At 71.0% G+C, this 22,632-nt stretch carries 16 protein-coding genes; all 16 read left to right on the top strand.

Annotated features, from left to right (window positions below; all coding sequences use genetic code 11):
• Positions 1-2: 2 nt before the first annotated feature.
• The 16 genes from ACWGIS_RS05695 to ACWGIS_RS05620 all read left to right on the top strand — a co-directional run bounded on the left by ACWGIS_RS05695 (position 3) and on the right by ACWGIS_RS05620 (position 22,605).
• Positions 3-359, top strand: a complete 357-nt coding sequence (locus ACWGIS_RS05695; RefSeq protein WP_453361132.1) for a DUF4233 domain-containing protein — start codon at positions 3-5, stop codon at positions 357-359.
• Between the two features lie 291 nt (positions 360-650).
• A complete protein-coding gene (gene ndk / locus ACWGIS_RS05690; protein WP_453361131.1) occupies positions 651-1,064 on the top strand; it encodes a nucleoside-diphosphate kinase in 414 nt (137 codons plus the stop codon).
• 363 nt (positions 1,065-1,427) lie between these two features.
• A complete protein-coding gene (locus ACWGIS_RS05685; protein WP_037747701.1) occupies positions 1,428-2,447 on the top strand; it encodes a rod shape-determining protein in 1,020 nt (339 codons plus the stop codon).
• 154 nt (positions 2,448-2,601) lie between these two features.
• Positions 2,602-3,540 carry a rod shape-determining protein MreC gene (gene mreC / locus ACWGIS_RS05680; RefSeq protein WP_453361130.1) on the top strand — a complete coding sequence of 313 codons (939 nt, stop codon included), beginning with the start codon at positions 2,602-2,604 and terminating at the stop codon, positions 3,538-3,540.
• Positions 3,541-3,552: 12 nt separating this feature from the next.
• Positions 3,553-4,221 (top strand): rod shape-determining protein MreD, encoded by a 669-nt coding sequence (gene mreD, locus ACWGIS_RS05675; RefSeq protein WP_453361129.1) that lies wholly within the window; start codon positions 3,553-3,555, stop codon positions 4,219-4,221.
• A gap of 119 nt (positions 4,222-4,340) precedes the next feature.
• Positions 4,341-6,605: a penicillin-binding protein 2 gene (mrdA, locus tag ACWGIS_RS05670; protein ID WP_453361128.1), complete on the top strand. Its 2,265-nt coding sequence runs from the start codon at positions 4,341-4,343 to the stop codon at positions 6,603-6,605.
• 31 nt (positions 6,606-6,636) lie between these two features.
• Positions 6,637-7,836, top strand: coding sequence for a rod shape-determining protein RodA (gene rodA, locus ACWGIS_RS05665; RefSeq protein WP_453361127.1), 1,200 nt, complete (start codon positions 6,637-6,639; stop codon positions 7,834-7,836).
• Between the two features lie 104 nt (positions 7,837-7,940).
• Positions 7,941-9,464 (top strand): CYTH and CHAD domain-containing protein, encoded by a 1,524-nt coding sequence (locus tag ACWGIS_RS05660; RefSeq protein ID WP_453361126.1) that lies wholly within the window; start codon positions 7,941-7,943, stop codon positions 9,462-9,464.
• A gap of 98 nt (positions 9,465-9,562) precedes the next feature.
• Complete coding sequence (locus ACWGIS_RS05655; RefSeq protein WP_453361125.1) at positions 9,563-11,524, top strand: TIGR03960 family B12-binding radical SAM protein; 1,962 nt, start codon at positions 9,563-9,565, stop codon at positions 11,522-11,524.
• Between the two features lie 476 nt (positions 11,525-12,000).
• Positions 12,001-12,528 (top strand): lamin tail domain-containing protein, encoded by a 528-nt coding sequence (locus ACWGIS_RS05650; protein WP_453361124.1) that lies wholly within the window; start codon positions 12,001-12,003, stop codon positions 12,526-12,528.
• A 442-nt stretch (positions 12,529-12,970) separates the two neighbouring features.
• Positions 12,971-13,432, top strand: a complete 462-nt coding sequence (locus tag ACWGIS_RS05645) for a hypothetical protein (RefSeq protein ID WP_453361123.1) — start codon at positions 12,971-12,973, stop codon at positions 13,430-13,432.
• Positions 13,433-13,441: 9 nt separating this feature from the next.
• The gene (locus ACWGIS_RS05640; protein ID WP_453361122.1) at positions 13,442-15,292 is read left to right on the top strand and encodes an alpha/beta hydrolase; all 1,851 of its coding nucleotides are present in this window, start codon (positions 13,442-13,444) and stop codon (positions 15,290-15,292) included.
• Positions 15,293-15,380: 88 nt separating this feature from the next.
• Complete coding sequence (locus ACWGIS_RS05635; protein ID WP_453361121.1) at positions 15,381-15,866, top strand: hypothetical protein; 486 nt, start codon at positions 15,381-15,383, stop codon at positions 15,864-15,866.
• Between the two features lie 131 nt (positions 15,867-15,997).
• Positions 15,998-17,308 carry a hypothetical protein gene (locus ACWGIS_RS05630; RefSeq protein ID WP_453361120.1) on the top strand — a complete coding sequence of 437 codons (1,311 nt, stop codon included), beginning with the start codon at positions 15,998-16,000 and terminating at the stop codon, positions 17,306-17,308.
• A gap of 48 nt (positions 17,309-17,356) precedes the next feature.
• Positions 17,357-18,190, top strand: a complete 834-nt coding sequence (locus ACWGIS_RS05625; protein WP_453361119.1) for a TIGR03936 family radical SAM-associated protein — start codon at positions 17,357-17,359, stop codon at positions 18,188-18,190.
• A gap of 245 nt (positions 18,191-18,435) precedes the next feature.
• Complete coding sequence (locus tag ACWGIS_RS05620; protein ID WP_453361118.1) at positions 18,436-22,605, top strand: Rne/Rng family ribonuclease; 4,170 nt, start codon at positions 18,436-18,438, stop codon at positions 22,603-22,605.
• The last annotated feature ends 27 nt before the right edge of the window (positions 22,606-22,632 follow it).

Genomic DNA, 22,632 nt, shown 5'->3' with positions numbered 1-22,632 from the left:
CCGTGCGTACGCTCTGTGCATCGACTCTGATCGGCGAGTTCTTCGTGATCGGCTTCGCCGGTCTGGTCGCCATGAAGGACCCGGACCTCGACGTCGCCACGGTCTGGACGGTCAGCGGCATCGCCATGGCGCTGTGCGTCCTGTTCTGCGGCGTGATCACCCGGCCCGGCGGCGTCCAGCTCGGCTGGGCCCTGCAGATCGCCCTGATCGCCTCCGGCTTCGTCGTCCCGACCATGTTCTTCATGGGCGCGGTCTTCGCGGTCCTGTGGTGGGCCTCCCTCCACTACGGACGCAAGATCGACGAGGCGAAGGCCCGCTTCGCCGCCCAGAGCGGCACGGGCAGCCCGTCCGGCGCCTGAACCGTCCGGGCGGCGCCCCGCCGGCTTCCCGGCCGCCCGTCACGTACGGACACCGGCGCCGCGGCGCCACGCCCCGGAGGCCCTGCCCGCCCGGTGCCCCAGCGTGACCGGCGGGCGGGCCCGCAGCCCCGCGGCCGCGCCGTGCCGTGCCGTGTCCCCAGCAGTCCCCGCGGTCCCAGCGGCCCCCGTGCCGGTCCCGGGCGGGGCCCTGCCTGACACTGAGTGATGTCCGCTCCGGGCGGCCCTGTAGCCTCTGAGCCCGCACACCATGTGATCGAAGGAGCCACCACCGTGAGCCAGCGCACCCTCGTCCTGCTCAAGCCGGACGCCGTCCGTCGCGGCCTGACCGGCGAGATCATCAGCCGTATCGAGCGCAAGGCCGGCTGGCAGATCACCGCGCTGGAACTGCGGACCCTGGACCAGGACACGCTGGAGCAGCACTACGGCGAGCACAAGGGCAAGCCCTTCTACGAGCCGCTGGTCGCCTTCATGTCGTCCGGCCCGGTCGTGGCGCTCGTCGTCGAGGGCGAGCGCGTCATCGAGGGCATTCGCGCGCTGGCCGGCCCGACCGACCCCATCGCCGCCGCGCCCGGCTCCATCCGGGGCGACTTCGGAGTCATCGTCCGGGAGAACCTGATCCACGCCTCCGACTCCGAGGAGTCCGCCGAGCGCGAGCTGAAGATCTTCTTCCCCGGCCGGGCCTGAGTCCCGCCGCGCCGGGCGCCCGGCGCGGAGCGGCCGTCCGGGGGAGCCGTCGGGCCGTCGCGCGAGTCGATCTTTTTTCTGACGCAACGTCAGCCGATGGGCCCATTCGGGGAGTGGCGGCCGGACTATTTCGGCCGTCCTCCGGCATATGCGCGGCGATCGGGGGAACGCATGCCCCCGATGGCCCGTCTCCAGAAGCGAGGCGACCCGTCATCTGCTGAGAATTGGCGAAGACCCTCGCGCAGTGTTCGTGCAGGCGCGTCTACGATGGAAGCCTTCACGTCACAGCACCCACCTCGCCGACCTAAAAAGCCATCAAAAGCTCCACTTGGGAAGGCCAGACGAATCCTGATGGGGAACTCAATGTCGTTCATCGGCCGTGACATGGCTGTCGACCTCGGGACCGCCAACACGCTGGTGTACGTCAGGGGTCGCGGGATCGTTCTCAACGAGCCGTCCGTCGTCGCGATCAACACCAACACCGGTGGCATCCTCGCGGTCGGCGCGGAAGCGAAGAAGATGATCGGGCGGACCCCGGGCAACATCGTCGCCGTGCGTCCGCTGAAGGACGGCGTCATCGCCGACTTCGAGATCACCGAGCGCATGCTCCGCTACTTCATCCTGAAGATCCACAAGCGGCGCTACCTCGCTCGTCCTCGCGTCGTCGTCTGCGTGCCCTCGGGCATCACGGGCGTCGAGCGCCGCGCCGTCATCGAGGCGTCGTCCCAGGCGGGCGCCCGCCAGGTGCACATCATCGAGGAGCCCATGGCCGCGGCCATCGGCTCCGGCCTGCCGGTCCACGAGGCCACGGGCAACATGGTGGTGGACATCGGCGGCGGCACCACGGAGGTCGCGGTCATCTCGCTCGGCGGCATCGTCACCGCCCAGTCCATCCGCGTCGCGGGTGACGAGCTGGACAACGCGATCATCCAGCACATCAAGAAGGAGTACAGCCTCCTCCTCGGTGAGCGGACGGCCGAGCAGATCAAGATCACGATCGGCTCCGCGTACGACCTCGACAACGACGAACACACCGAGATCCGGGGCCGGGACCTGGTGTCCGGCCTGCCGAAGACCGTGGTCATCTCCGCCGCCGAGGTCCGCAAGGCCATCGAGGAGCCGGTCAACGCGATCGTCGACGCCGTGAAGACGACGCTCGACAAGTGCCCGCCCGAGCTCTCCGGCGACGTCATGGACCGCGGAATCGTTCTGACCGGCGGCGGAGCCCTGCTGCGCGGTCTCGACGAGCGGCTCCGCCGGGAGACCGGCATGCCGATCCACATCGCCGAGGACCCGCTGGACAGCGTGGCGCTCGGTTCCGGCAAATGCGTCGAGGAGTTCGAGGCGCTCCAGCAGGTTCTGGACGCCCAGCCCCGCCGATGACACGACACTTCGACTCCGCCGTACGAGATGATCCCTTCTCGTACGGCGGATCGTTGATATAGAGGCATAAGCTCCCCCGGGACGCCCGGCGCTGACGAGGCGTCCGCCAACGAATTCCCGAACAATTCCGACGAGGAAGGCACGGCCGCCGCACGTGAGGGACACGAAAGAGAGCCGGCTGCTCCTGGTGCTGCTGATCGCCATCGCGTTCGCGTTGATCACGGTGGACATCCGCGGTGGGGAGGACTCACCGGTCGACGGTGCCCGGCAGGCAGCCGCCACCGTCTTCGGCCCGATCGAGAACGGGGTGTCGTCCGCGGTCGACCCGGTCGGCAACGCGGTCGCCGCGGTACGCGACTCGGGTGACCGGCACGACCGCGTCGCCCGCCTGGAGAACGAGAACGCGGCGCTGAAGGCGAAGCTCGGCAGCGACGACCGCAACCGCAGCCGGGTCAAGCAGCTCGACAGGATGCTCAAGACGGCCGGCGCCGGCCAGTACGGCATCAAGGGCGCCGAGGTCATCGCCATAGGAGCGGCCCAGGGCTTCTCCTGGACCGTCACCATCGACGTCGGCGCGAACGACGGCATCAAGCGCGACATGACCGTCCTGAACGGCGACGGCCTGGTCGGACGGGTCACCACCGTCGGCCCGAACACGGCGACCGTGCTGCTCGCCAACGACCCCGACTTCACCGTCGGCACGCGCATGGAGTCCACCGACGAACTCGGCTTCGCCGACGGGCAGGGCGACCGCCCGCTGCGCGTCCAGCTCCTCAACGGCAAGGCCAAGGTGGCCAAGGGGGACCGGCTGGTCACCTTCGGCTCGCAGGCCGACAAGCCGTTCGTGCCCGGCGTCCCGGTCGGCGTCGTCTCCCGCGTCGACCCCTCCGGCGGCGACCTGACCCGCACGGTCTACGTCCGGCCCTTCGTCTCGTTCACGAAGCTCGACATCGTCGGGGTCGTCGTGGAGGCCCCGCGCAAGGACCCGCGCGACGAGGTCCTCCCGGCCAAGCCCAAGCCCACCCCCACGCCGACGGTGACCGTGACGGTCACCCCCTCGGCGGACGCGCCCGTCGACGGCCAGCAGCAGTAGGAGCCGAATCCCATGCGTTTCAACCGGATGCTGCTCTCCGCCACCCTGGTGGTCGTCGCCCTGGTGATCCAGGTGAGCGTCCTCGCCCGGCTGCATCTCCCCGGCGCCGTCCCCGACCTGGCGCTCCTCACCGTCCTTGCCCTCGCCCTGGTCTACGGCCATGTCGGCGGCGCCCTCGTCGGCTTCGGCGCCGGCCTCCTCGCCGACCTCGCCCCGCCCGCCGACCACGCCGCCGGCCGCTACGCCCTCGTGCTCTGCGTCATCGGCTACCTCGCCGGACTGGCGAAGCCGGAGAACGGCCGGCTCAAGTCGGCGACGGGCCCCATGGCCGTCGTCGTCGCGGCGGCGGTCGGCTCGACCCTGCTGTACGCGGGAGTCGGCGCCCTCGTCGGCGACACGGCCGCCCGCCATGTCGGCCTGGGCAGCCTGCTGTTCACCGCCGCCCTGTACGACCTGCTGCTCGCCCCCTTCGTGGTGCCCGGCCTGATGGCCCTCGCCCGGCGCGCCGAGAACGACCCGCTCGCCGACGCCAACGCCGCCAAGGCGGCCGACGTCTCCGCGGGCTGGCTGTCCTCCGGCACCGGACTGCGCATCGGCAGCCAGCGCAGCGGCCTGCGGGTCAAGGCGGCCCGCGCGCGCGTCGCCCGCGCCGGACGCATCAAGGGGGTCAAGCGCCTGTGAGACAGCGTCAGCAAGGGGAGCGGACGCCCGTACGGACGAGGCGGCCCGCCGTCCACACGCACAGGCAGGCCGTGTACACGTATTACCCGTCCACACACTGAGAGGGGGAGGCAGCCGCAGTGACCAACATCCCCGAGACCGGCCGGACCCCACGGGTCCAGATCCGGCTCGTCGTCATCCAGATCCTCGTACTCTCCCTCCTCGGTACCCTCGGCGGCCGGCTCTGGTACCTCCAGATCCGCAACGGCGACGAGTACGCCAAGGAGGCCTCCGGCAACCACGTCCAGCAGGTCGTGCAGCCCGCCGTGCGCGGCTCGATCCTGGACGCGCGCGGAGTCCCGATCGCCGACAACGAGACCCGCCTGGTCGTCTCCGCCTCGCGCACCGACCTGCTGAAGATGAAGGACGACGGCAAGGGCGTCCTCACCAAGCTCGCCGACGTCCTGGGCATGAAGCCCAAGGACGTCATCGAGAAGGTCCGGCTGTGCGACGCCAAGACGCCCCAGCCCTGCTGGAACGGCTCGCCCTACCAGCCGATCCCCATCACCGACGAGGCCACGCCCAAGCAGGCCCTGCAGATCCGCGAGCGCTCCGAGGACTTCCCCGGCATCACCGCCGAGCCCGAGGCCGTCCGCCGCTACGCCGCCCCGGGCAAGGCCAACACCGCGCAGGTGCTCGGCTACCTCTCCCCGGTCACGGACGAGGAGATCACCAAGGCCAAGGACACCGACTCGCCGTACCTGCGCAGCGACCAGGTCGGCCGCTCCGGCCTGGAGCGCCAGTACGACAAGCAGCTGCGCGGCAAGGCGGGCGTCACCCGCTACGAGGTCGACAACCTCGGCAGGGTCATCGGCAAGGCGGAGAGCGACGCGGCCCAGCCCGGCGCGAACGTCGTCACCAGCATCGACTCCCGGGTGCAGCGCATCGCCGAGTACGAGCTCAACGAGGCGATGAAGACCGCCCGTACCGAATTCGACAAGAACACCGGCGAGAACTACAAGGCGGACGCCGGCGCGATCGTCGTCATGGAGGCCAAGACCGGCCGGGTCGTCGCCATGGCGTCCAACCCGAGCTACGACCCGAACGCCTGGGTCGGCGGCATCTCCGGCAAGGACTACGCGCGCCTGACCGGCAAGAAGTCCAACTACCCGCTGCTCAACCGCGCCATCCAGGGCCAGGCCGCGCCCGGCTCCATCTTCAAGGTGATCCCGACCACCGCCGCCGTGAACGCCGGCTACCCCTTCGACGGCAACTACGAGTGCTCCAGCTCGTACAACCTCGGCGGCCAGGTCTTCAAGAACTTCGAGTCCAAGGGGTACGGCTCGATCAGCCTCGGCCGTGCCCTGGAGGTCTCCTGCGACACCGTCTTCTACCGGCTCTCGCACCAGGAGTGGCAGAAGGACGGCGGCAACAAGCCGAAGAAGAACGCCAAGGACTGGTTCTACAAGACCGCCCACCAGTTCGGCCTCGGCAAGGAGACCGGCATCGACCTTCCCAACGAGGTCACCGGCCGCGTCCCCGACCGCCAGTGGAAGCAGAGCTACTGGAAGGCCAACAAGGACGCCTGGTGCAAGACCGGCAAGAAGGACGGCGACTACGTCCAGAAGATCGCGTACGAGAACTGCCTCGAAGGCAACAGGATGCGTGCCGGTGACGCGGTCAACTACTCCATCGGCCAGGGCGACACGCTCGTCACCCCGATCCAGATGGCCACGATCTACGGCGCCATCGCCAACGGCGGCACCCTGTACGACCCGACGGTCGGCAAGGCCATCGTGAGCGCCGACGGCAAGGAAGTGCGGGAGATCAAGCCCTCCCCGCACGGCAAGCTGCCGATGACGCAGAAGACGCGCGACGAGATAGACGGTGCCCTCGCGGGAGTCGCGACCCGCGGTACGGCCGCCTGGCGATTCGGCGGCTGGCCGCAGGACAAGATCCCGATGCACGCCAAGACGGGTACGGCCGAGGTCTACGGCAAGCAGACGACCTCGTGGTTCGCCACGTACACCGAGGACTACACGGTCGTCATGACCATCTCCCAGGGCGGTACGGGCTCCGGCGCCTCCGGCCCCGCCGTGCGCAAGGTCTACAACGCGCTGTACGGCGTCTCCGAGGACGGCGCGATCGACAAGAAGAGGGCCCTGCTCCCCACCCCGCAGAAGAGCCTGCCGAAGATCCAGCCCGACGGCTCGATCGACGCCCCGAAGGTCTCCCCGGACCCGGTCAAGGACCAGCAGGCGAGCGAGGAGGCGAGCCAGGAGGGCCAGGCCGACGGCACCGACCCGGACCAGCCCGCCGGCACCACCGCCCCGCCCGACCCGACCAACCGCGACACCCGCAGGCGCTCCACCCGCCCGCGCAAGCGGCGAAGGACCCTCGCATGACCGGCGCGCGCACCGACCAGGGAAGGCTCACATGACCGGCACGAACAGCTTCTCCGTGTCCGGCTACGGGCCCGAGCGCGCCGGCTGGACGCGGCTGTTCGCCCGCGACTCGCTGGCCCGCCGGCTCGACTGGCCGATACTGCTCTCCGCCATCGCGCTCTCGCTGATCGGCACGGCCCTCGTCTACTCGGCGACCCGCAACCGCACCGAGATCAACCAGGGCGACCCGTACTACTTCCTGATCCGCCACCTCATGAACACCGGCATCGGCATCGCGCTGATGATCGGCACCGTCTGGCTCGGCCACCGCACCCTGCGCACCGCCGTGCCGATCCTCTACGGCATCTCGGTGTTCCTCATCCTGCTCGTGCTGACCCCGCTCGGCGCCACGGTCAACGGCGCGCACGCCTGGATCGTCCTCGGCGGCGGCTTCTCGCTCCAGCCCTCCGAATTCGTGAAGATCACGATCATCCTGGGCATGGCGATGCTGCTCGCGGCACGCGTCGACGCGGGCGACAAGCCCTACCCCGACCACCGCACCGTGCTGCAGTCCCTCGGCCTGGCCGCCGTGCCGATACTGATCGTCCTGCTGATGCCGGACCTCGGCTCGGTCATGGTCATGGTCATCATCGTGCTCGGCGTCCTGCTCGCCTCCGGCGCCTCCAACCGCTGGGTCTTCGGCCTCATCGGCACGGGCGCGCTCGGCGCCATCGCCGTATGGCAGCTGCACATCCTCGACGAGTACCAGATCAACCGCTTCGCGGCCTTCGCCAACCCCGAGCTCGACCCGGCAGGCGTCGGCTACAACACCAACCAGGCACGCATCGCCATCGGCTCCGGCGGCCTCTTCGGCACCGGCCTCGGCAAGGGCTCGCAGACCACCGGCCAGTTCGTCCCCGAACAGCAGACCGACTTCGTCTTCACCGTCGCGGGCGAGGAACTCGGCTTCGTCGGCGCCGGACTGATACTGCTGCTCCTCGGCGTCGTCCTCTGGCGCGCCTGCCGCATCGCCCGCGAGACGACCGAGCTCTACGGCACCATCGTCGCCGCCGGCATCATCGCCTGGTTCGCGTTCCAGTCCTTCGAGAACGTCGGCATGACCCTCGGCATCATGCCGGTCGCCGGTCTGCCCCTGCCCTTCGTCTCGTACGGCGGATCGTCGATGTTCGCGGTCTGGGTCGCCGTCGGACTCCTCCAGTCGATCAGGGTGCAACGGCCGATGTCGGCCTAGCACCACACGACAGCCCGGCCCGAGCGGCCGGAGAAACACACCGGTGGCCGAGCGGGGCCGGGCGCGGACTGCCCCCGGCCCCGATTCGCGTCTAGATTCATTTCATGGCGGACACGAAGCGCGAGATAGAGCGGAAGTACGAGGGACCCGCGGCCGGCGGCGGTGCGGGCCTGCCCGACCTGACGGCCGTCCCCGGCGTCGGCAGCGTCGTCGGCAGAGGTGTCGACGAACTCGACGCCACCTACTACGACACGGCCGACCAGCTCCTGGCGGCCGCCTCCATCACCCTGCGCCACCGCACCGGCGGCGCCGACGCCGGCTGGCACCTGAAACTCCCGGTGGCCGACGGCGTGCGCGACGAGATCCACGCCCCCCTCGCCGAGTCCGTACCGGCCGCCCTGTCCTCCCTCGTCCGCAGCCGCGTCCGCGACGCCGAGCTGGTCCCCCTCGTACGGCTGCGCTCCTCCCGCGACGTCCGCCACCTGCTGGACGACGACGGCGCCCTGCTCGCCGAGGTCAGCGTCGACCGGGTGCGCGCCGAGCGGCTCAGCGGCGGCAAGGGCACCGCCCAGTGGACCGAGATCGAGGTGGAACTCGCCGACGACGGCGACCCCGCCTTCCTCGACAAGGTCGAGAAGAAACTGCGCAAGGCGGGACTCCACCGGTCCGCCTCGCCCTCCAAGCTGGCCCGGGCCCTCACCGAGACCGGAGCCGATGTCCGGCGCCCCACCGGCACGCGCCCGGCCGCCGCGCCGCCCGTCACCGCGGGCGACCACGTCCTCGCCTACGTACGCGCACAACGCGACGCCCTGGTCGAGCTGGACCCCGCCGTCCGCCGCGACCAGCCCGACGCCGTCCACCGCATGCGCGTCGCCACCCGCCGCCTCCGCAACACCCTGCGCTCGTTCGACAACGTCCTCGACCGCACCGTCACCGACCCGATCCGCACCGAGCTGAAATGGCTCGCGGGGGAGCTGGCCGGGGACCGCGACCAGGAGGTCATCACCAAGCGGCTCACCTCGGCCGCGGACGACCTCCCCGGACCGCTGCGCACCGGGCCCGTGCGCGACCGCCTGCACACCTGGTCGCAGGACCGCCACTCCGGCTCCCGGCAGCGGCTGACCGAGGCCCTCGACGGGCGGCGCCACCTCTACCTGCTCGGCGCCCTCGACGCCCTCGTCAGCGATCCGCCCCTGCACAAGGCGGCCGCCGGCAAGCCGAAGAAGGTACTCGCCGAGGCGGTCCGCAAGGACCTCGACAAGCTCGCCGGCCTCGTCGAGCGCGCGATCGGCCTGCCGCCGGGCCGCGACCGCGACCTCGCGCTGCACGAGGCCCGCAAGAAGGCCAAGCGCACGCGGTACGCCGCCGAGGCCGCCGCCCCCGCCCTGGGCAAGCCCGCCGAGGCCACCGCCAAGGCCATGAAGTCCCTCACGAAACTGCTCGGCGACCACCAGGACAGCGTCATGGCCCGCGACGCCCTGCGGGACCTCGCCGAGAAGGCGCAGGCCGCCGGTGAGAGCTCCTTCACGTACGGCGTGCTCTACGCCCGCGAGGAACGGCGCGCGGCGCACGACGAGGACGCGCTGCGCGACGCCTGGCGCAAGGCGAGGCGCAAGGCGGCCCTCTGAGCGTGCGGGGGCACCTCCCGGCCGCGTTAGGCTAGATGGTCACCCTTCCCCCCAGCCTCGGGCCGGGGGTGCCCCCAGTCAGCTCACGAAGGTTCGCGATGCCTGCCGAATCGGTCTTCCCGCAGCTCGAAGCTCTGCTCCCGCATGTGCAGAAGCCGATCCAGTACGTCGGCGGAGAGCTCAACTCCACGGTGAAGCCCTGGGACGCCTGCGACGTCCGCTGGGCCCTGATGTACCCCGACGCGTACGAGGTCGGACTCCCCAACCAGGGCGTCATGATCCTCTACGAGGTGCTGAACGAGCGCGAGGGCGTCCTCGCCGAGCGCACCTACAGCGTGTGGCCGGACCTCGAGGCGCTGATGCGCGAGCACCGGGTCCCGCAGTTCACCGTGGACAGCCACCGCCCGGTGAAGGCCTTCGACGTGTTCGGCCTGTCCTTCTCCACGGAGCTGGGCTACACGAACATGCTCACCGCCCTGGACCTCGCGGGAATCCCCCTGGAGTCCAAGGACCGCACGCTGGACGACCCGATCGTCCTGGCCGGCGGCCACGCCGCCTTCAACCCCGAGCCGATCGCGGACTTCATCGACGCGGCGATCATCGGCGACGGGGAGCAGGCCGTGCTCGACATGACGGACATCATCCGCGCCTGGAAGGCGGAGGGCCGCCCCGGCGGCCGCGAGGAGGTCCTCCTGCGCCTCGCGAAGACCGGCAACGTCTACATCCCGGCCTTCTACGACGTCGAGTACCTCCCGGACGGCCGCATCGCCCGCGTCGTGCCGAACAGGTCCGGCGTCCCGTGGCGCGTCTCCAAGCACACCGTCATGGACCTCGACGAGTGGCCCTACCCGAAGCAGCCCCTGGTGCCCCTCGCGGAGACCGTCCACGAGCGCATGTCGGTGGAGATCTTCCGCGGCTGCACCCGCGGCTGCCGCTTCTGCCAGGCCGGCATGATCACCCGCCCGGTGCGCGAGCGCTCCATCACGGGCATCGGCGACATGGTCGAGAAGGGCCTCAAGGCGACGGGCTTCGAGGAGGTCGGCCTCCTCTCGCTGTCCTCCGCGGACCACTCGGAGATCGGCGACATCGCCAAGGGCCTCGCGGACCGCTACGAGGAAGACAAGATCGGCCTCTCCCTGCCGTCCACCCGCGTCGACGCCTTCAACGTCGACCTGGCGAACGAGCTGACCCGCAACGGCCGCCGGTCGGGCCTCACGTTCGCCCCCGAGGGCGGCTCCGAGCGCATGCGCAAGGTCATCAACAAGATGGTCTCGGAGGAGGACCTGATCCGCACGGTCTCCACGGCGTACGGCAACGGCTGGCGCCAGGTGAAGCTGTACTTCATGTGCGGTCTGCCCACCGAGACCGACGAGGACGTCCTCCAGATCGCCGACATGGCGATGAAGGTCATCGCCGAGGGCCGCAAGGTCTCCGGCCAGAACGACATCCGGTGCACGGTCTCGATCGGCGGCTTCGTCCCCAAGCCGCACACCCCGTTCCAGTGGGCGCCGCAGCTGAGCGCCGAGGAGACGGACGCCCGCCTCACCAAGCTCCGCGACAAGATCCGCGGCGACAAGAAGTACGGCCGCTCCATCGGCTTCCGCTACCACGACGGCAAGCCCGGCATCGTCGAGGGCCTGCTCTCCCGCGGCGACCGCCGGATCGGCGCCGTCATCCGCGCCGTCTACGAGGACGGCGGCCGCTTCGACGGCTGGCGCGAGCACTTCTCCTACGACCGCTGGATGGCCTGCGCCGAGAAGACGCTGCCCGCCTTCGGCGTGGACGTCGACTGGTACACGACGCGCGAGAAGACCTACGAGGAGGTCCTGCCCTGGGACCACCTGGACTCGGGCCTCGACAAGGACTGGCTCTGGGAGGACTGGCAGGACGCCCTCGACGAGACCGAGGTCGAGGACTGCCGCTGGACCCCGTGCTTCGACTGCGGCGTGTGCCCTCAGATGGACACGCAGATCCAGATCGGCCCGACGGGCAAGAAGCTGCTGCCGCTGACGGTCAAGAACGCTGCGCCGGCGCCCGCGTCGAGCGGCCACACGCACTGAGACCACCGGGACCGCCGGGACGGCCGGTCATCCGAGCGACACGTTCGCCCGGGTGACCGGCCGTTCCGCTGCGCGGCGCCCCTCGTCGTCACGTGCCCGAGTCGAACCTTTCCGACGTTATGGAACGAACGCTCGACAATGCGACTGTACGGACTGTTACGCATATTTCTGGCCAATGGTCCGGGGCGTGCGAGGTGTACGGCAGGGGCGTGGGCGGAGCTGGAAACCGCTTCCACGGTGATCTACGGGGATGGGTGTGGGTGCCACGGGGTCGCGGATCGGGTCTGGTCCGAAGTGGTTGAACGTTGCATGTGACGGTCACGGAAATGTCCGCATACGGCAACACCAACCAGGACACCTGTCGGCCGGCCCGGGGCGCGGCAAAGCTGTGGGTCCTCGGCACTCGCCGGGAACGCACATCGCCTCTCTCGGCCGGTCAGGGCCGGCCCGGGAGGCCCCACAGTTGGGGGACGCTCATGTCTTCTCGCTCCACTCGCCGTATCGCCGCCGCGGTTCTCGCGGCGGGCGCCGCCCTCGGTGCGGCAGCCGTGCCGGCCACCGCGGACCACGGCCATCAGCGTGCCCGTGTGGTGATCAGCGGCGTGCAGTACGACTCGCCGGGCCACGACAACCACTCCAACCGCTCCCTGAACAAGGAGTGGGTCGACATCACCAACAACGGGCGGCACAGCGTCAACCTCGACGGCTGGACCCTGCGCTCGCGGGACGGCGACACGTACCGGTTCCGTCACTTCCGCCTGGACGGCCGCAGCACCGTCCGCGTCCACACCGGATCCGGCCACGACAACCGGCACGACGTGTTCCAGGACCGTCGCGACTACGTGTGGGACAACCGCTCCGACACCGCCACCCTGCGCAACGACCGCGGACGCTTCATCGACGACGAGTCCTGGGGCCGGAACTGGGGCGGTGGCGGTCACCACGGCGGTGGCCACCAGGGTGGCGGCGGCGGCCACCACGGCGGCGGCGACCACCGTCGCTGACCCCGGCCGGCGCGGCCCGCTTCGGGGCCCGACGCCCGCTTGACCGGTAGCGGTGTCCCGGGCGGCTTCCACGGCCGCCCGGGGCACCGCTTTCTGCGTTCCGTGAGTGCGGAAGCGGCGGCCGGCTGGACCGTGGCCGCCGTCGCCGCATCCAAACGGCCTGCCGGGGCGTCTATCCCGGTTCGGGCTTTCCCGGGGCCCGGTTTATGCGACAACGCAACTGCATCTGGTCGGCACACCGGAGCAGCAACGCCACGCACGTACGGCTCGGTCAGCACGCGGGCACGGCCTGAGTACAGGTACTCAGTCCCGGGACTGAGTGATCGTACGGAAGCGGCAGGGAGCCGACGCGGCGTAGCGTCTGCACGGGCCTGGAGACGGCGATCGCCGGCTGGACCGAGAAGCGCCTGGTACGAGAGCGGGTACGGGGAGGGGAGCAGGAGTGGCTTGGGACGAGTGGGAGCAGCTCAAAGCAGACGTCGCGACGCGCGGTGGTTCGGAGAAGATGCACATCGACCAGGTCGCGGATCCGGGCGGCGGAAGTGCCACCAGCGGTGTGACGGGCGGGCTCAAATCGAGCAAGGCCGCCTGGAACAAGGCCGGTGAAGGAGTTGGTGGCCTGCGGGACGAGATCGGCAAGGCCCTGACCAAGTTGTCGGACGGGCAAAGCGGGTTGAGCGACGATGCGGGGTGTCTGACTGCGGACGCGCAGCGGGAGGTGTACACCTCTTGGGCTCGTTATGTGAAGTCCGTGAACGAGCGTTGCGGCGCCATCAACAAGATTCTTGAGCAGGTCGGGCATGACCTGCTCCGCACGGACGAGGGTGTCCGGGCCGCTTTTGGCAATGTCGATCTCAAGTACGCCGATACGCCTGCCGTCGGCGGCCACGGTTCGGGACGGTGACAGGCGATCATGGACCTCGCCACACTCAGGGATCTGAAGCCGTCCGAGTTCGAAGAGGCAGCCGACGGCTACCGTGCCACCAGCGGCATGGCCAGCGCGGCGAAGGACGAGATCAACGACGTAATCATCGCCGGCATGAACAAGTCCCTCCGTGGCCAGGCGTTGACAGCCGCCATTGGGGAACTGAAGAAGCTCTCCGCCAACTTCCATTACACCCAGACCGAATGCGGCTTGATCAGCGTGGCCCTCAACGGCTTCGCCCACGACATGAACTCCGCTCGCAAGAAGCTCCTGTCCGCGCTGGACGACGCGGCGGCCCGGAAGTTCACAGTCAACCCAGACGGCAGTGTTACCTACCCGGAAGGGCCGTCCGTCAACGACGGTGAGGAGCCGTCGAAGGGGGGTTCGGTCAGCGGTGCGACCGATTCCACTGCCCAGGCAGTGGGGCGCCAGTCGGCGAACTTCGATCCCAATCCCCATCATGCCGAGGCACTGGCCATCGCCGACCGGATCGCCGCTGCCCTGAGCGAGGCGACGGAGGCGGACCGCAAGTGGGCGCCCAAGCTCCGGGCCCTGAAGGCCGATGAGGACCTCACCGTCTCCAACCGTGACTGGGTCGACGTCACATCGGACGCGGGTGGGGTGTCCAAGGCCGCCGACCACTACCTCGCCGGCATCAGGCATCCGCCGAAGGACGGCGACGCTGAGGACAACGCCCAGTGGTGGCAAGACCTCAGCCCGGAGGAGCGAGAGGTGTACCTCTCTTTGCGCCCAGGTCTCGTCGGCGCGCTCGATGGGCTGCCGGCCGATGCCAGGGATGACGCCAACCGCACGGTGTTTTCCGAGTCCCACGCGAAGTACCAGTTGGAGCTCGACTCCATCCCGCCAGAGCCGGCGAACAAATACACGACGATCAGCACCATGGGCGGGCCTGTGCAGGTCCACACGGACGAGTGGATGGCGTGGAACGAGAAGTACGGCGCCCGGAAGGACAGGCTCGTCGACAGCCTGCAAGGCATGAAGGCCATCCAGGATCGGTTTGACCGGACCGGTGTGGACGGAATGCCTGAGGCCTACCTCCTTGGGTTCGACCCCGTCGGCAAGGGAGCGGACGGCAAGGTCATCCTGGCCAACGGGAATCCGGACACCGCCGACCACACCGCTGTCTACGTTCCGGGGACGGGCACGCACTTGGGCGGCATCGACAAGGACATCATTCGTGGGGAGCGACTGTGGTCGTCCAGTACGGCTCTGGCTCCTGGGCAGAGCGTTTCGACAATCACCTGGTTCGACTACGATGCGCCCCGTTCCGCATACCCCGGGGACAAGGGCGACGCCATTCCGGAGGCCATGCATGACTCGTACGCGGAGAAGGCGGGACCTACTCTGCGCGAATTCATGGAAGGTGTCCGTATCGCCCACCAGGCTGAGATGGGTCCCAATAATCTTGGACATACAACACTCATCGGACACAGCTATGGCTCGACCGTGATCGGGGACGCCGCGAAATCGGGATCGTTCATGGACGGTCCGTTCCCGGCGAACGACGTGGTCGTAGCGGGAAGTCCGGGCATGCAGGCGGCCCGCTCCGGTGACCTCGGTATCGATCCGAAGCACATGTGGGCAATGCAGGGAACCGGCAACGACGATTTCGTCACCGGCGGCGGCAGGCTCGTCGGGCTTGGGGGCGGCGGTGCTATTCCCACCGATGACAGTTTCGGGTCGACCGTCATGAGGACGGACGGCGGGAACCACGGGGCCTACTGGGACGTCGACAACGCGGGCAACCCGTCCGAAGCGTTGAAGAATCAGGCACGTGTCATCGTGGGCGACTACAAGGGGGTGACTGTTGAGGATTGATCAGGTGACCGCAGCGCGGTGGCGCAGGTCGGTGTCGGCACTGTCCGTCATTGCTGCCGTTTCTCTCGTATGGGCAGGTTGTGCATCCGTGGATTCCAAGAGTGACGAGGAAAAGCTCGGCTACCGGCCGCAGGAGCAGGAGATCCAGACCTCGAAGGACCAGGCTGGTGACATTTCCAGCAGACTGCTGGACTGGATGGGCGTGAAGGGGAAGGTCACCGAGCCCGGTGCTGCGGTCAATACGTGCGAGGCCGTCGACCCCGACATGAAGAGGTTCTACTCGATCCATCATCCGTGGTCTGTCTACGACCTGGAGGCGGGGACCTTTCAGCAGGCGATGGACAATCTCCGCACGGAGCTTCCCGCACACGGCTGGAAAATCACCAAGGACGGTGTGACGAAGTCGGTCGCCCGGAACCCGGAGATCGTTGCCGTGAACGAGAAGACTCACCACACCGTGGCGATCGAGTGGGCGAAAGAACGCTCGGGGAACCTGAAGCAGATCATCACCGTGGAGGTGAACTCCCGCTGCTACCGGGCGCCGGAGGGCACGAGCATCTCCGATGAGAGGTAAGGCGGTCACGCCTCGGCGTGCCGTCCTGGTGTCCATCGTCGCCCCTTTGGTCGGCCAGGGCGTCAGCGGCTGAACCGGTCGGCGCCAGGCGGCTGTGCATCCATCCGGTCCCGCGCGGCGTCTATCCCGGTATGGATCTGGAGAAGTCCGGCGTCGGGTCGTCCGCCGAGCGGGGTGTGTCTCGTGGTGAGGGGTGTCTGACCGTCGCCATCCGCATCCCGGTGCGGATCGTGGTGCTCGTCCTCGTGGTGCCGGTGCGGATGGTCTGGGACGCGCTGGTCGTCGGCGGCAGGTTCCTGCGGGACACCGTGCTGCGGCCGGTGGGGCGGGCCCTCGGACGGCTGGCGTGGGCGGTGTTCGTCTGGCCGTGGTCGGCGCTGTGGCGTCACCTCGTGGTGCCGGTCGGCAGGGGGCTCGGATGGCTCGCGTACCGGCTGCTGATGGTGCCCGCCGGGTGGCTGTACCGGGCCGTGCTGACGCCCGTCGGGCGGGCGGTCGTCTGGGCGGTGCGCGGGGTCGGGGCCGGGCTCGTGTGGTTTTCCGGGGGGCTTTGGGCCGTTCTGGTCTGGATGTACGCCCGGATACTGACGCCCGTGGGACACGGGGTCCTCTGGCTCGTGCGGGGGACCGGTCTCGTCCTCGCGGCCGTCGCGGTCGGCGTCTGGACGGGCCTCACGGCGCTGGTGCGCCACCTGGTCGTCGTACCGGCGCTGTGGCTGTACGCGCGGCTGCTGACGCCGGTCGGGCACGGGATCGCCTGGCTCGTGCGGGGGATCGGTCTCGTCCTCGCGGCTGTCGCGGTCGGCGTCTGGACGGGCCTCACGGCGCTGGTGCGCCACCTGGTCGTCGTACCGGCGCTGTGGCTGTACACCTGGATCCTCACGCCGGTCGGGCATGGAATCGCCTGGGCGGCCGGAGGTCTCGTGTGGCTCGTACGGATGATCTTCGTGGGGATCGGCGCCGCGCTCCACTGGACGCTGCGGATCCTGTTCGTGCTGCCCGCCCTTGCCCTGTGGCGGTGGGTCCTCGTACCGGTCGGCCGCGCCCTGGTGGTCGTCGGCCGGGAGGTCGCCGAGGCGCTCGGCCACGCCTGGCGCGTCGCAGGGCGGATCTCGCTCGCCGTCGGGCGCTTTCTCGGCCGGCTCCTCCGGTGGGTCTTCGTGGAGCCGGTGCGCTGGGCGTACCGGTACGTGCTCACCCCCGTGGGACACGCGGTCCGCGACACGCTCCTGCGCCCCGCCGCCGAGGCGGCGCGCGTCGCACGCCGCACGGCGCGGCAGGCGCTCGCCTCCGCCCGCGAGTCCGCCCGGCAGGCCCGCGCCGACGTGCGCCGGATGCTCTTCGGAGCGCCGCCGGTACGGCAGACGGTGGCCCGGCGGGAACCGGCGGCCGGTGAGACACGTACTCTAGGTAGCAGTACGACCGCTCTCACGAAGGACTGAACGACACTGGGCAAGCGACAGCCCGAAGGCCCGCCGCCCGCACCCGCGGTGCAGCGCATCCGACTGCGCTACACCAAGCGCGGCCGCCTCCGGTTCACCAGCCACCGTGACTTCCAGCGCGCCTTCGAGCGTGCGCTGCGCCGTGCCGAGGTGCCGATGGCGTACTCGGCGGGGTTCACGCCACACCCGAAGGTGTCGTACGCCAATGCCGCACCCACCGGCACGGGCAGTGAGGCGGAGTACCTGGAGATCGCGCTCACCGAGGCGCGTGACCCGGACAAGCTGCGTGAGCTCCTCGACGAGTCGCTGCCCGACGGGCTCGACATCATCGAGGCGGTCGAGGCCCGTACGTCGGGACTCGCCGACCGGCTCACCGCGTCCGTGTGGGAGCTGCGCCTCGACGGCGTGACCCCGGAGGACGCCCGGCGCGCGGTCGACGCCTTCAACGCGGCGGAGACCGTCGAGGTGCAGCGCAGGGCGAAGAACGGGATGCGCACCTTCGACGCCCGCGGCGCCGTCGCCGGACTGGAGGCGCACAGCCCCCGTTCCGAGGCGTCCGCGGCGACGGGCGGGGTACCCGCTCCCCAGGCCGATAGGCCGACGGACCAGCCCTGTGCGATACTGCGCCTGGTTGTTCGGCACGTGACGCCTGCCGTTCGACCCGACGACGTCCTGTCCGGTCTCCGCGCCGTGGCCGACCTGGCGCCGCCGGTCGCCGCAGCGGTGACCAGGCTGGCGCAGGGGCTGTTCGATGAAGAGACCGGCACGGTGACCGACCCGCTCGCGCCCGACCGCGAGGCAGCCATGGCCGCCCCGGCCGATCGCCCAGGGGTCGCCGGCACTGCCACCGCGAAGGCGCCGGTGCCGGAAGGTTCCGCGTAGGACGGATGTCGTAGCGCCGCCCTGGTACTCGGGAGCCATCTGGGTCGGGCAGCGCACCGACCACAAGACTTTCGCCAGGCCGTACGCACACATGGCGTACGGAACCGGCGAGACAGGACACAGAGAGCTCCCGTGCGGCGCCCGCGCCCCGGACGGCGGCACCGCGCATCGCGCGAGCCGCGGACGTCACCGGATTCATCCGGACCAGGCGCGGCGCCCGGGAGCCTGACGGGAGATCCACCCGCATGCTCGAGCCGACCGAATCCGCCGAGCCCACCACGGGCTCCGCCGACAACGACTCCCCCAGCGACACGCTGCCGCCGCGACGCCGTCGCCGCGCCGCCTCGCGTCCCGCGGGGCCTCCGTCCGCCGCCTCCGAGGCCGCGGCCGAGACCACCGCGCCGGCCGTAGCGGCCGCGTCGTCCGCCGAACTCGCCACGGACGACACCGTGACGGACCCCGCCGAGGTCGAGGAGACCGAGGACGCGACGACGGCCACCGACGCCGAGGCGCCCGCTGCCGCCGAGGACGCCGCCCCGCGCCGCGCCCGGCGCCGGGCCACCCGCCGCGCGACCGCACCCGTCGCCAGCCCCGCGACCGACGCCGAGGCGGAGACCGTGGTCCCCGCCGTCGCCGCGTCCGACGCGCCGGTGCCCGCCGCCGAGGCCGCGTCCGTGACCGAGCAGGCCGCCGAGTCCGCCGAGTCCGACGGGTCCGTTGAAGACGCAGCCCCGCGCCGTTCCCGCCGTCGTGCCACCCGCCGCGCGACCGCGCCCGCCGGTGCCCCGGCCGCCGAGGCCGACAGCGCGGACGAGCGGGCCGAGACGCCCGCCGAAGCACCCGCCCCCGCCGAAGCACCCGCCCCCGTCGAGGAGGCCGCCCCCGCCCGCCGTACCCGGCGCCGGGCGACCGCGCCCGTCCGTACGGTCGAGACGGCCGCGGCCGGGACGCCCGACGAGGACACCGTCACCCCGGCGGACGAAGCGGCCCCGGCCGCCGAGCCCGCCGAGTCCCCTGAGCCGGTGGAGCCGGCCGAGGACGCCGGCCCCCGCCGTTCCCGGCGCCGCGCCACCCGGCGCGTCTCCACGCCCGCCGGCGCGCCCGAGGGTGCCGCCGCCGACGAGCGTGCGGAGGCGCCCGTGACCGGCGAGAGCGAGCCCGTACCGGCCGAGGCCGCCCCGGAGCGGCCCGCCGCCGAGGCCGCCCCGGCCGAGGAGGACGCCGGTCCGCGCCGCGGCCGCCGCCGCGCCACCCGCAAGGCCGCCGCCGGCTTCTCGGCCCCCGCGCCGCGGACCGACGAGGGCGAGTCCACGCGACGGCCCGCGCGCCCCGCCGTGGCCGTCTTCCAGGCGCCGGTCTTCGCCGAGCCGATGTTCCAGACGCCCGAGCGGGCCGCTGCCGCCGCCGCTGCCGCCGAGGCGGAGGAGCCCGAGGAGGAGTCCGCCGAGGAGGTCACCGAGACGGTCGAGACCGTCGAGGAGCCGGCCGGCTCGCGCCGTCGCCGTCGCCGCCGTGGCGCCGACCCGGAGCCCGCAGCCGAGCAGGCCGCGCCCGAGCCCGCGCCGGAGCCCGAGGAGGCCGTCGACGAGGAGGAGTCCGCCGAGGACGCCGCCGAGGGCGACGACACCGAGGAGACCGGCTCGCGCCGTCGCCGCCGCCGCGGTGGCCGTCGCCGTCGCCGCGGTGAGGCCAGCGACTCCGACACCGACTCCGGTGACGACGAGTACGCCGACGAGCAGGCCGCGCAGGACGCCGAGGACACCGCCGAGCAGACCGAGGAAGACGCCGAGGACGCCGACGAGCGCGAGGAGCAGGGCGGTTCCGGCTCCAGCAGCAGCCGTCGCCGTCGCCGTCGCCGCCGTCGTGCCGGTGACTCGGGCGGCGAGGCCGAGACCGGCGAGTCGGACCCCGAGCGCACGGTCGTCAAGGTCCGCGAGCCGCGCCCGAAGCGGGACGAGCGGACCGGCGACGGCTCGGACGAGGTGCAGTCCATCAAGGGCTCGACCCGTCTGGAGGCCAAGAAGCAGCGCCGCCGCGAGGGCCGCGAGCAGGGCCGCCGGCGTGTCCCGATCATCACCGAGGCCGAGTTCCTGGCCCGCCGTGAGGCCGTCGAGCGCGTGATGGTCGTCCGCCAGAGCGGCGAGCGCACCCAGATCGGCGTCCTCGAGGACAACGTGCTCGTCGAGCACTACGTCAACAAGGAGCAGTCGACCTCGTACGTCGGCAACGTCTACCTGGGCAAGGTCCAGAACGTGCTGCCGTCGATGGAGGCCGCGTTCATCGACATCGGCAAGGGCCGCAACGCCGTGCTGTACGCCGGTGAGGTCAACTTCGAGGCGCTGGGCATGGCCAACGGGCCGCGGCGCATCGAGTCCGCGCTGAAGTCCGGCCAGTCGGTGCTCGTCCAGGTGACGAAGGACCCGATCGGCCACAAGGGCGCCCGCCTCACCAGCCAGGTCTCCCTCCCGGGCCGCTACCTCGTGTACGTGCCCGAGGGCTCGATGACCGGCATCAGCCGCAAGCTGCCCGACACCGAGCGCGCGCGTCTGAAGACCATCCTCAAGAAGATCGTCCCCGAGGACGCGGGCGTCATCGTGCGCACCGCCGCCGAGGGCGCGAGCGAGGACGAGCTGCGCCGTGACGTGGAGCGCCTCCAGGGCCAGTGGGAGGACATCCAGAAGAAGGCGAAGAGCGGCAACGCCCCGACGCTGCTGTACGGCGAGCCGGACATGACCGTCCGCGTCGTGCGCGACATCTTCAACGAGGACTTCACCAAGGTCATCGTCAGCGGTGACGAGGCGTGGGAGACCATCCACGGCTACGTCTCCCACGTGGCGCCCGACCTGACCGACCGGCTGTCGAAGTGGACCTCCGAGGTCGACGTCTTCGCGACGTACCGGATCGACGAGCAGCTGATGAAGGCGCTGGACCGCAAGGTCTGGCTGCCCAGCGGCGGTTCGCTGGTGATCGACAAGACCGAGGCCATGATCGTGGTCGACGTCAACACCGGTAAGTTCACCGGCCAGGGCGGCAACCTGGAGGAGACCGTCACCAGGAACAACCTGGAGGCGGCCGAGGAGATCGTGCGCCAGCTGCGGCTGCGCGACCTGGGCGGCATCGTCGTCATCGACTTCATCGACATGGTCCTGGAGTCCAACCGGGACCTGGTGCTGCGGCGCCTGCTGGAGTGCCTGGGCCGCGACCGTACGAAGCACCAGGTGGCCGAGGTCACCTCGCTGGGTCTGGTGCAGATGACCCGCAAGCGCGTCGGCCAGGGCCTGCTGGAGTCCTTCTCGGAGACCTGCGTCCACTGCAACGGCCGCGGTGTCATCGTGCACATGGAGCAGCCGACCACCGCGGGTGGCGGCGGCAAGCGCAAGAAGCGCGGCCGTGGCGGTGCCGAGCACACGCACGAGCACGACCACGAGGCGGTGGCCGCCGAGACCGCGGAGGCCGTCGAGCCGGACACCGAGACCGAGACCGAGGCGGAGGTGGCCGCGGAGGCCGCCGCGCCGGCCGCGCTCCCGGCTCCCGAGTTCCAGCCGGACGAGGAGCTGTACAGCAGCGCCGCCGAGGCGGAGGCCGCCGCGTCCCGGGGCCGTTCGCGACGCCGGGCGACCCGGCGGGCGTCGGCTCCGGCGGGTGCGCCGCGGGGCGAGGAGAGGGCTCCCCGCTCGCGCGGCGAGGAGCGTGCTCCCAAGTCCCGGGACGCCGCCGAGGCGGAGCCGGTCGCCATGGAGGACCCGGTCGTCGAGGCGCCCGAGGCCCCCGTGGAGGCCCCGGTGGAGCTCGCTCCCGCGCAGGAGGTCCCCGCACCGGAGGAGGCCGCTCCGCAGGGCCGTACGCGCCGTCGGGCGACCCGCAAGGTGTCGGCCCCGGCCGGTTCGCCGAAGGCGGCCGACGAGACCGAGGCGGTGACCGTCGCGGTCGCCGCGCAGCCCGCCGCCGCGCCGGAGCCCGCGTCCGAGCCGGTGGCCCAGCCGCCGGCCGCCGAGCAGGCCGAGGCGCCCGCGGAGAGCGCCGCCCCGGCCCGTCCGCGCCGCCGTGCCGTGCGCAAGGCGACCGCGCCCACCGCGTCCGAGGAGGCGGCCGTCGTGGTCGTCCCGTCGGCCGCCCCCGAGGCGTCGGCACCCGAGGCGCCCGAGGCGTCCGAGGCGTCCGAGGCCGGGGCACCGGCGGAGGAGCCGGCGGAGTCGGCCCCGGCGAAGAAGACGGCCCGCAAGACGGCCAAGAAGGCGACCGCGAAGAAGGCGGCCACCACCAAGAAGACGGCGGCCAAGAAGACGGCCGCCAAGAAGACGACGGCCAAGAAGGCGGCGACCACCAAGAAGACGGCCGCCAAGTCGACGGCGAAGAAGACCGCGGCGGCTGAGCAGACGGTGTCCGCCGTCACGGCCTCCACCGACGAGGACTGAGCCGAGGACCGAGCCGGCCGGGGCCCG

This window comes from Streptomyces sp. NPDC054842 (genome assembly GCF_053611025.1).
Note: the sequence above shows the minus strand (reverse complement) of the source record. Positions and strands in the feature narration are given on the sequence as shown.

What these genes read in the sequence shown, in the direction of transcription:
- ACWGIS_RS05640 (WP_453361122.1), top strand. Translation starts at nt 13,442, where the DNA reads ATGGACCTCGCCACACTCAGGGATCTGAAGCCGTCCGAGTTCGAAGAG.
- ACWGIS_RS05630 (WP_453361120.1), top strand. Translation starts at nt 15,998, where the DNA reads ATGGATCTGGAGAAGTCCGGCGTCGGGTCGTCCGCCGAGCGGGGTGTG.
- ACWGIS_RS05685 (WP_037747701.1), top strand. Translation starts at nt 1,428, where the DNA reads ATGTCGTTCATCGGCCGTGACATGGCTGTCGACCTCGGGACCGCCAAC.
- mreD (WP_453361129.1), top strand. Translation starts at nt 3,553, where the DNA reads ATGCGTTTCAACCGGATGCTGCTCTCCGCCACCCTGGTGGTCGTCGCC.
- ACWGIS_RS05650 (WP_453361124.1), top strand. Translation starts at nt 12,001, where the DNA reads ATGTCTTCTCGCTCCACTCGCCGTATCGCCGCCGCGGTTCTCGCGGCG.
- rodA (WP_453361127.1), top strand. Translation starts at nt 6,637, where the DNA reads ATGACCGGCACGAACAGCTTCTCCGTGTCCGGCTACGGGCCCGAGCGC.
- ACWGIS_RS05660 (WP_453361126.1), top strand. Translation starts at nt 7,941, where the DNA reads ATGGCGGACACGAAGCGCGAGATAGAGCGGAAGTACGAGGGACCCGCG.
- ACWGIS_RS05620 (WP_453361118.1), top strand. Translation starts at nt 18,436, where the DNA reads ATGCTCGAGCCGACCGAATCCGCCGAGCCCACCACGGGCTCCGCCGAC.
- ACWGIS_RS05655 (WP_453361125.1), top strand. Translation starts at nt 9,563, where the DNA reads ATGCCTGCCGAATCGGTCTTCCCGCAGCTCGAAGCTCTGCTCCCGCAT.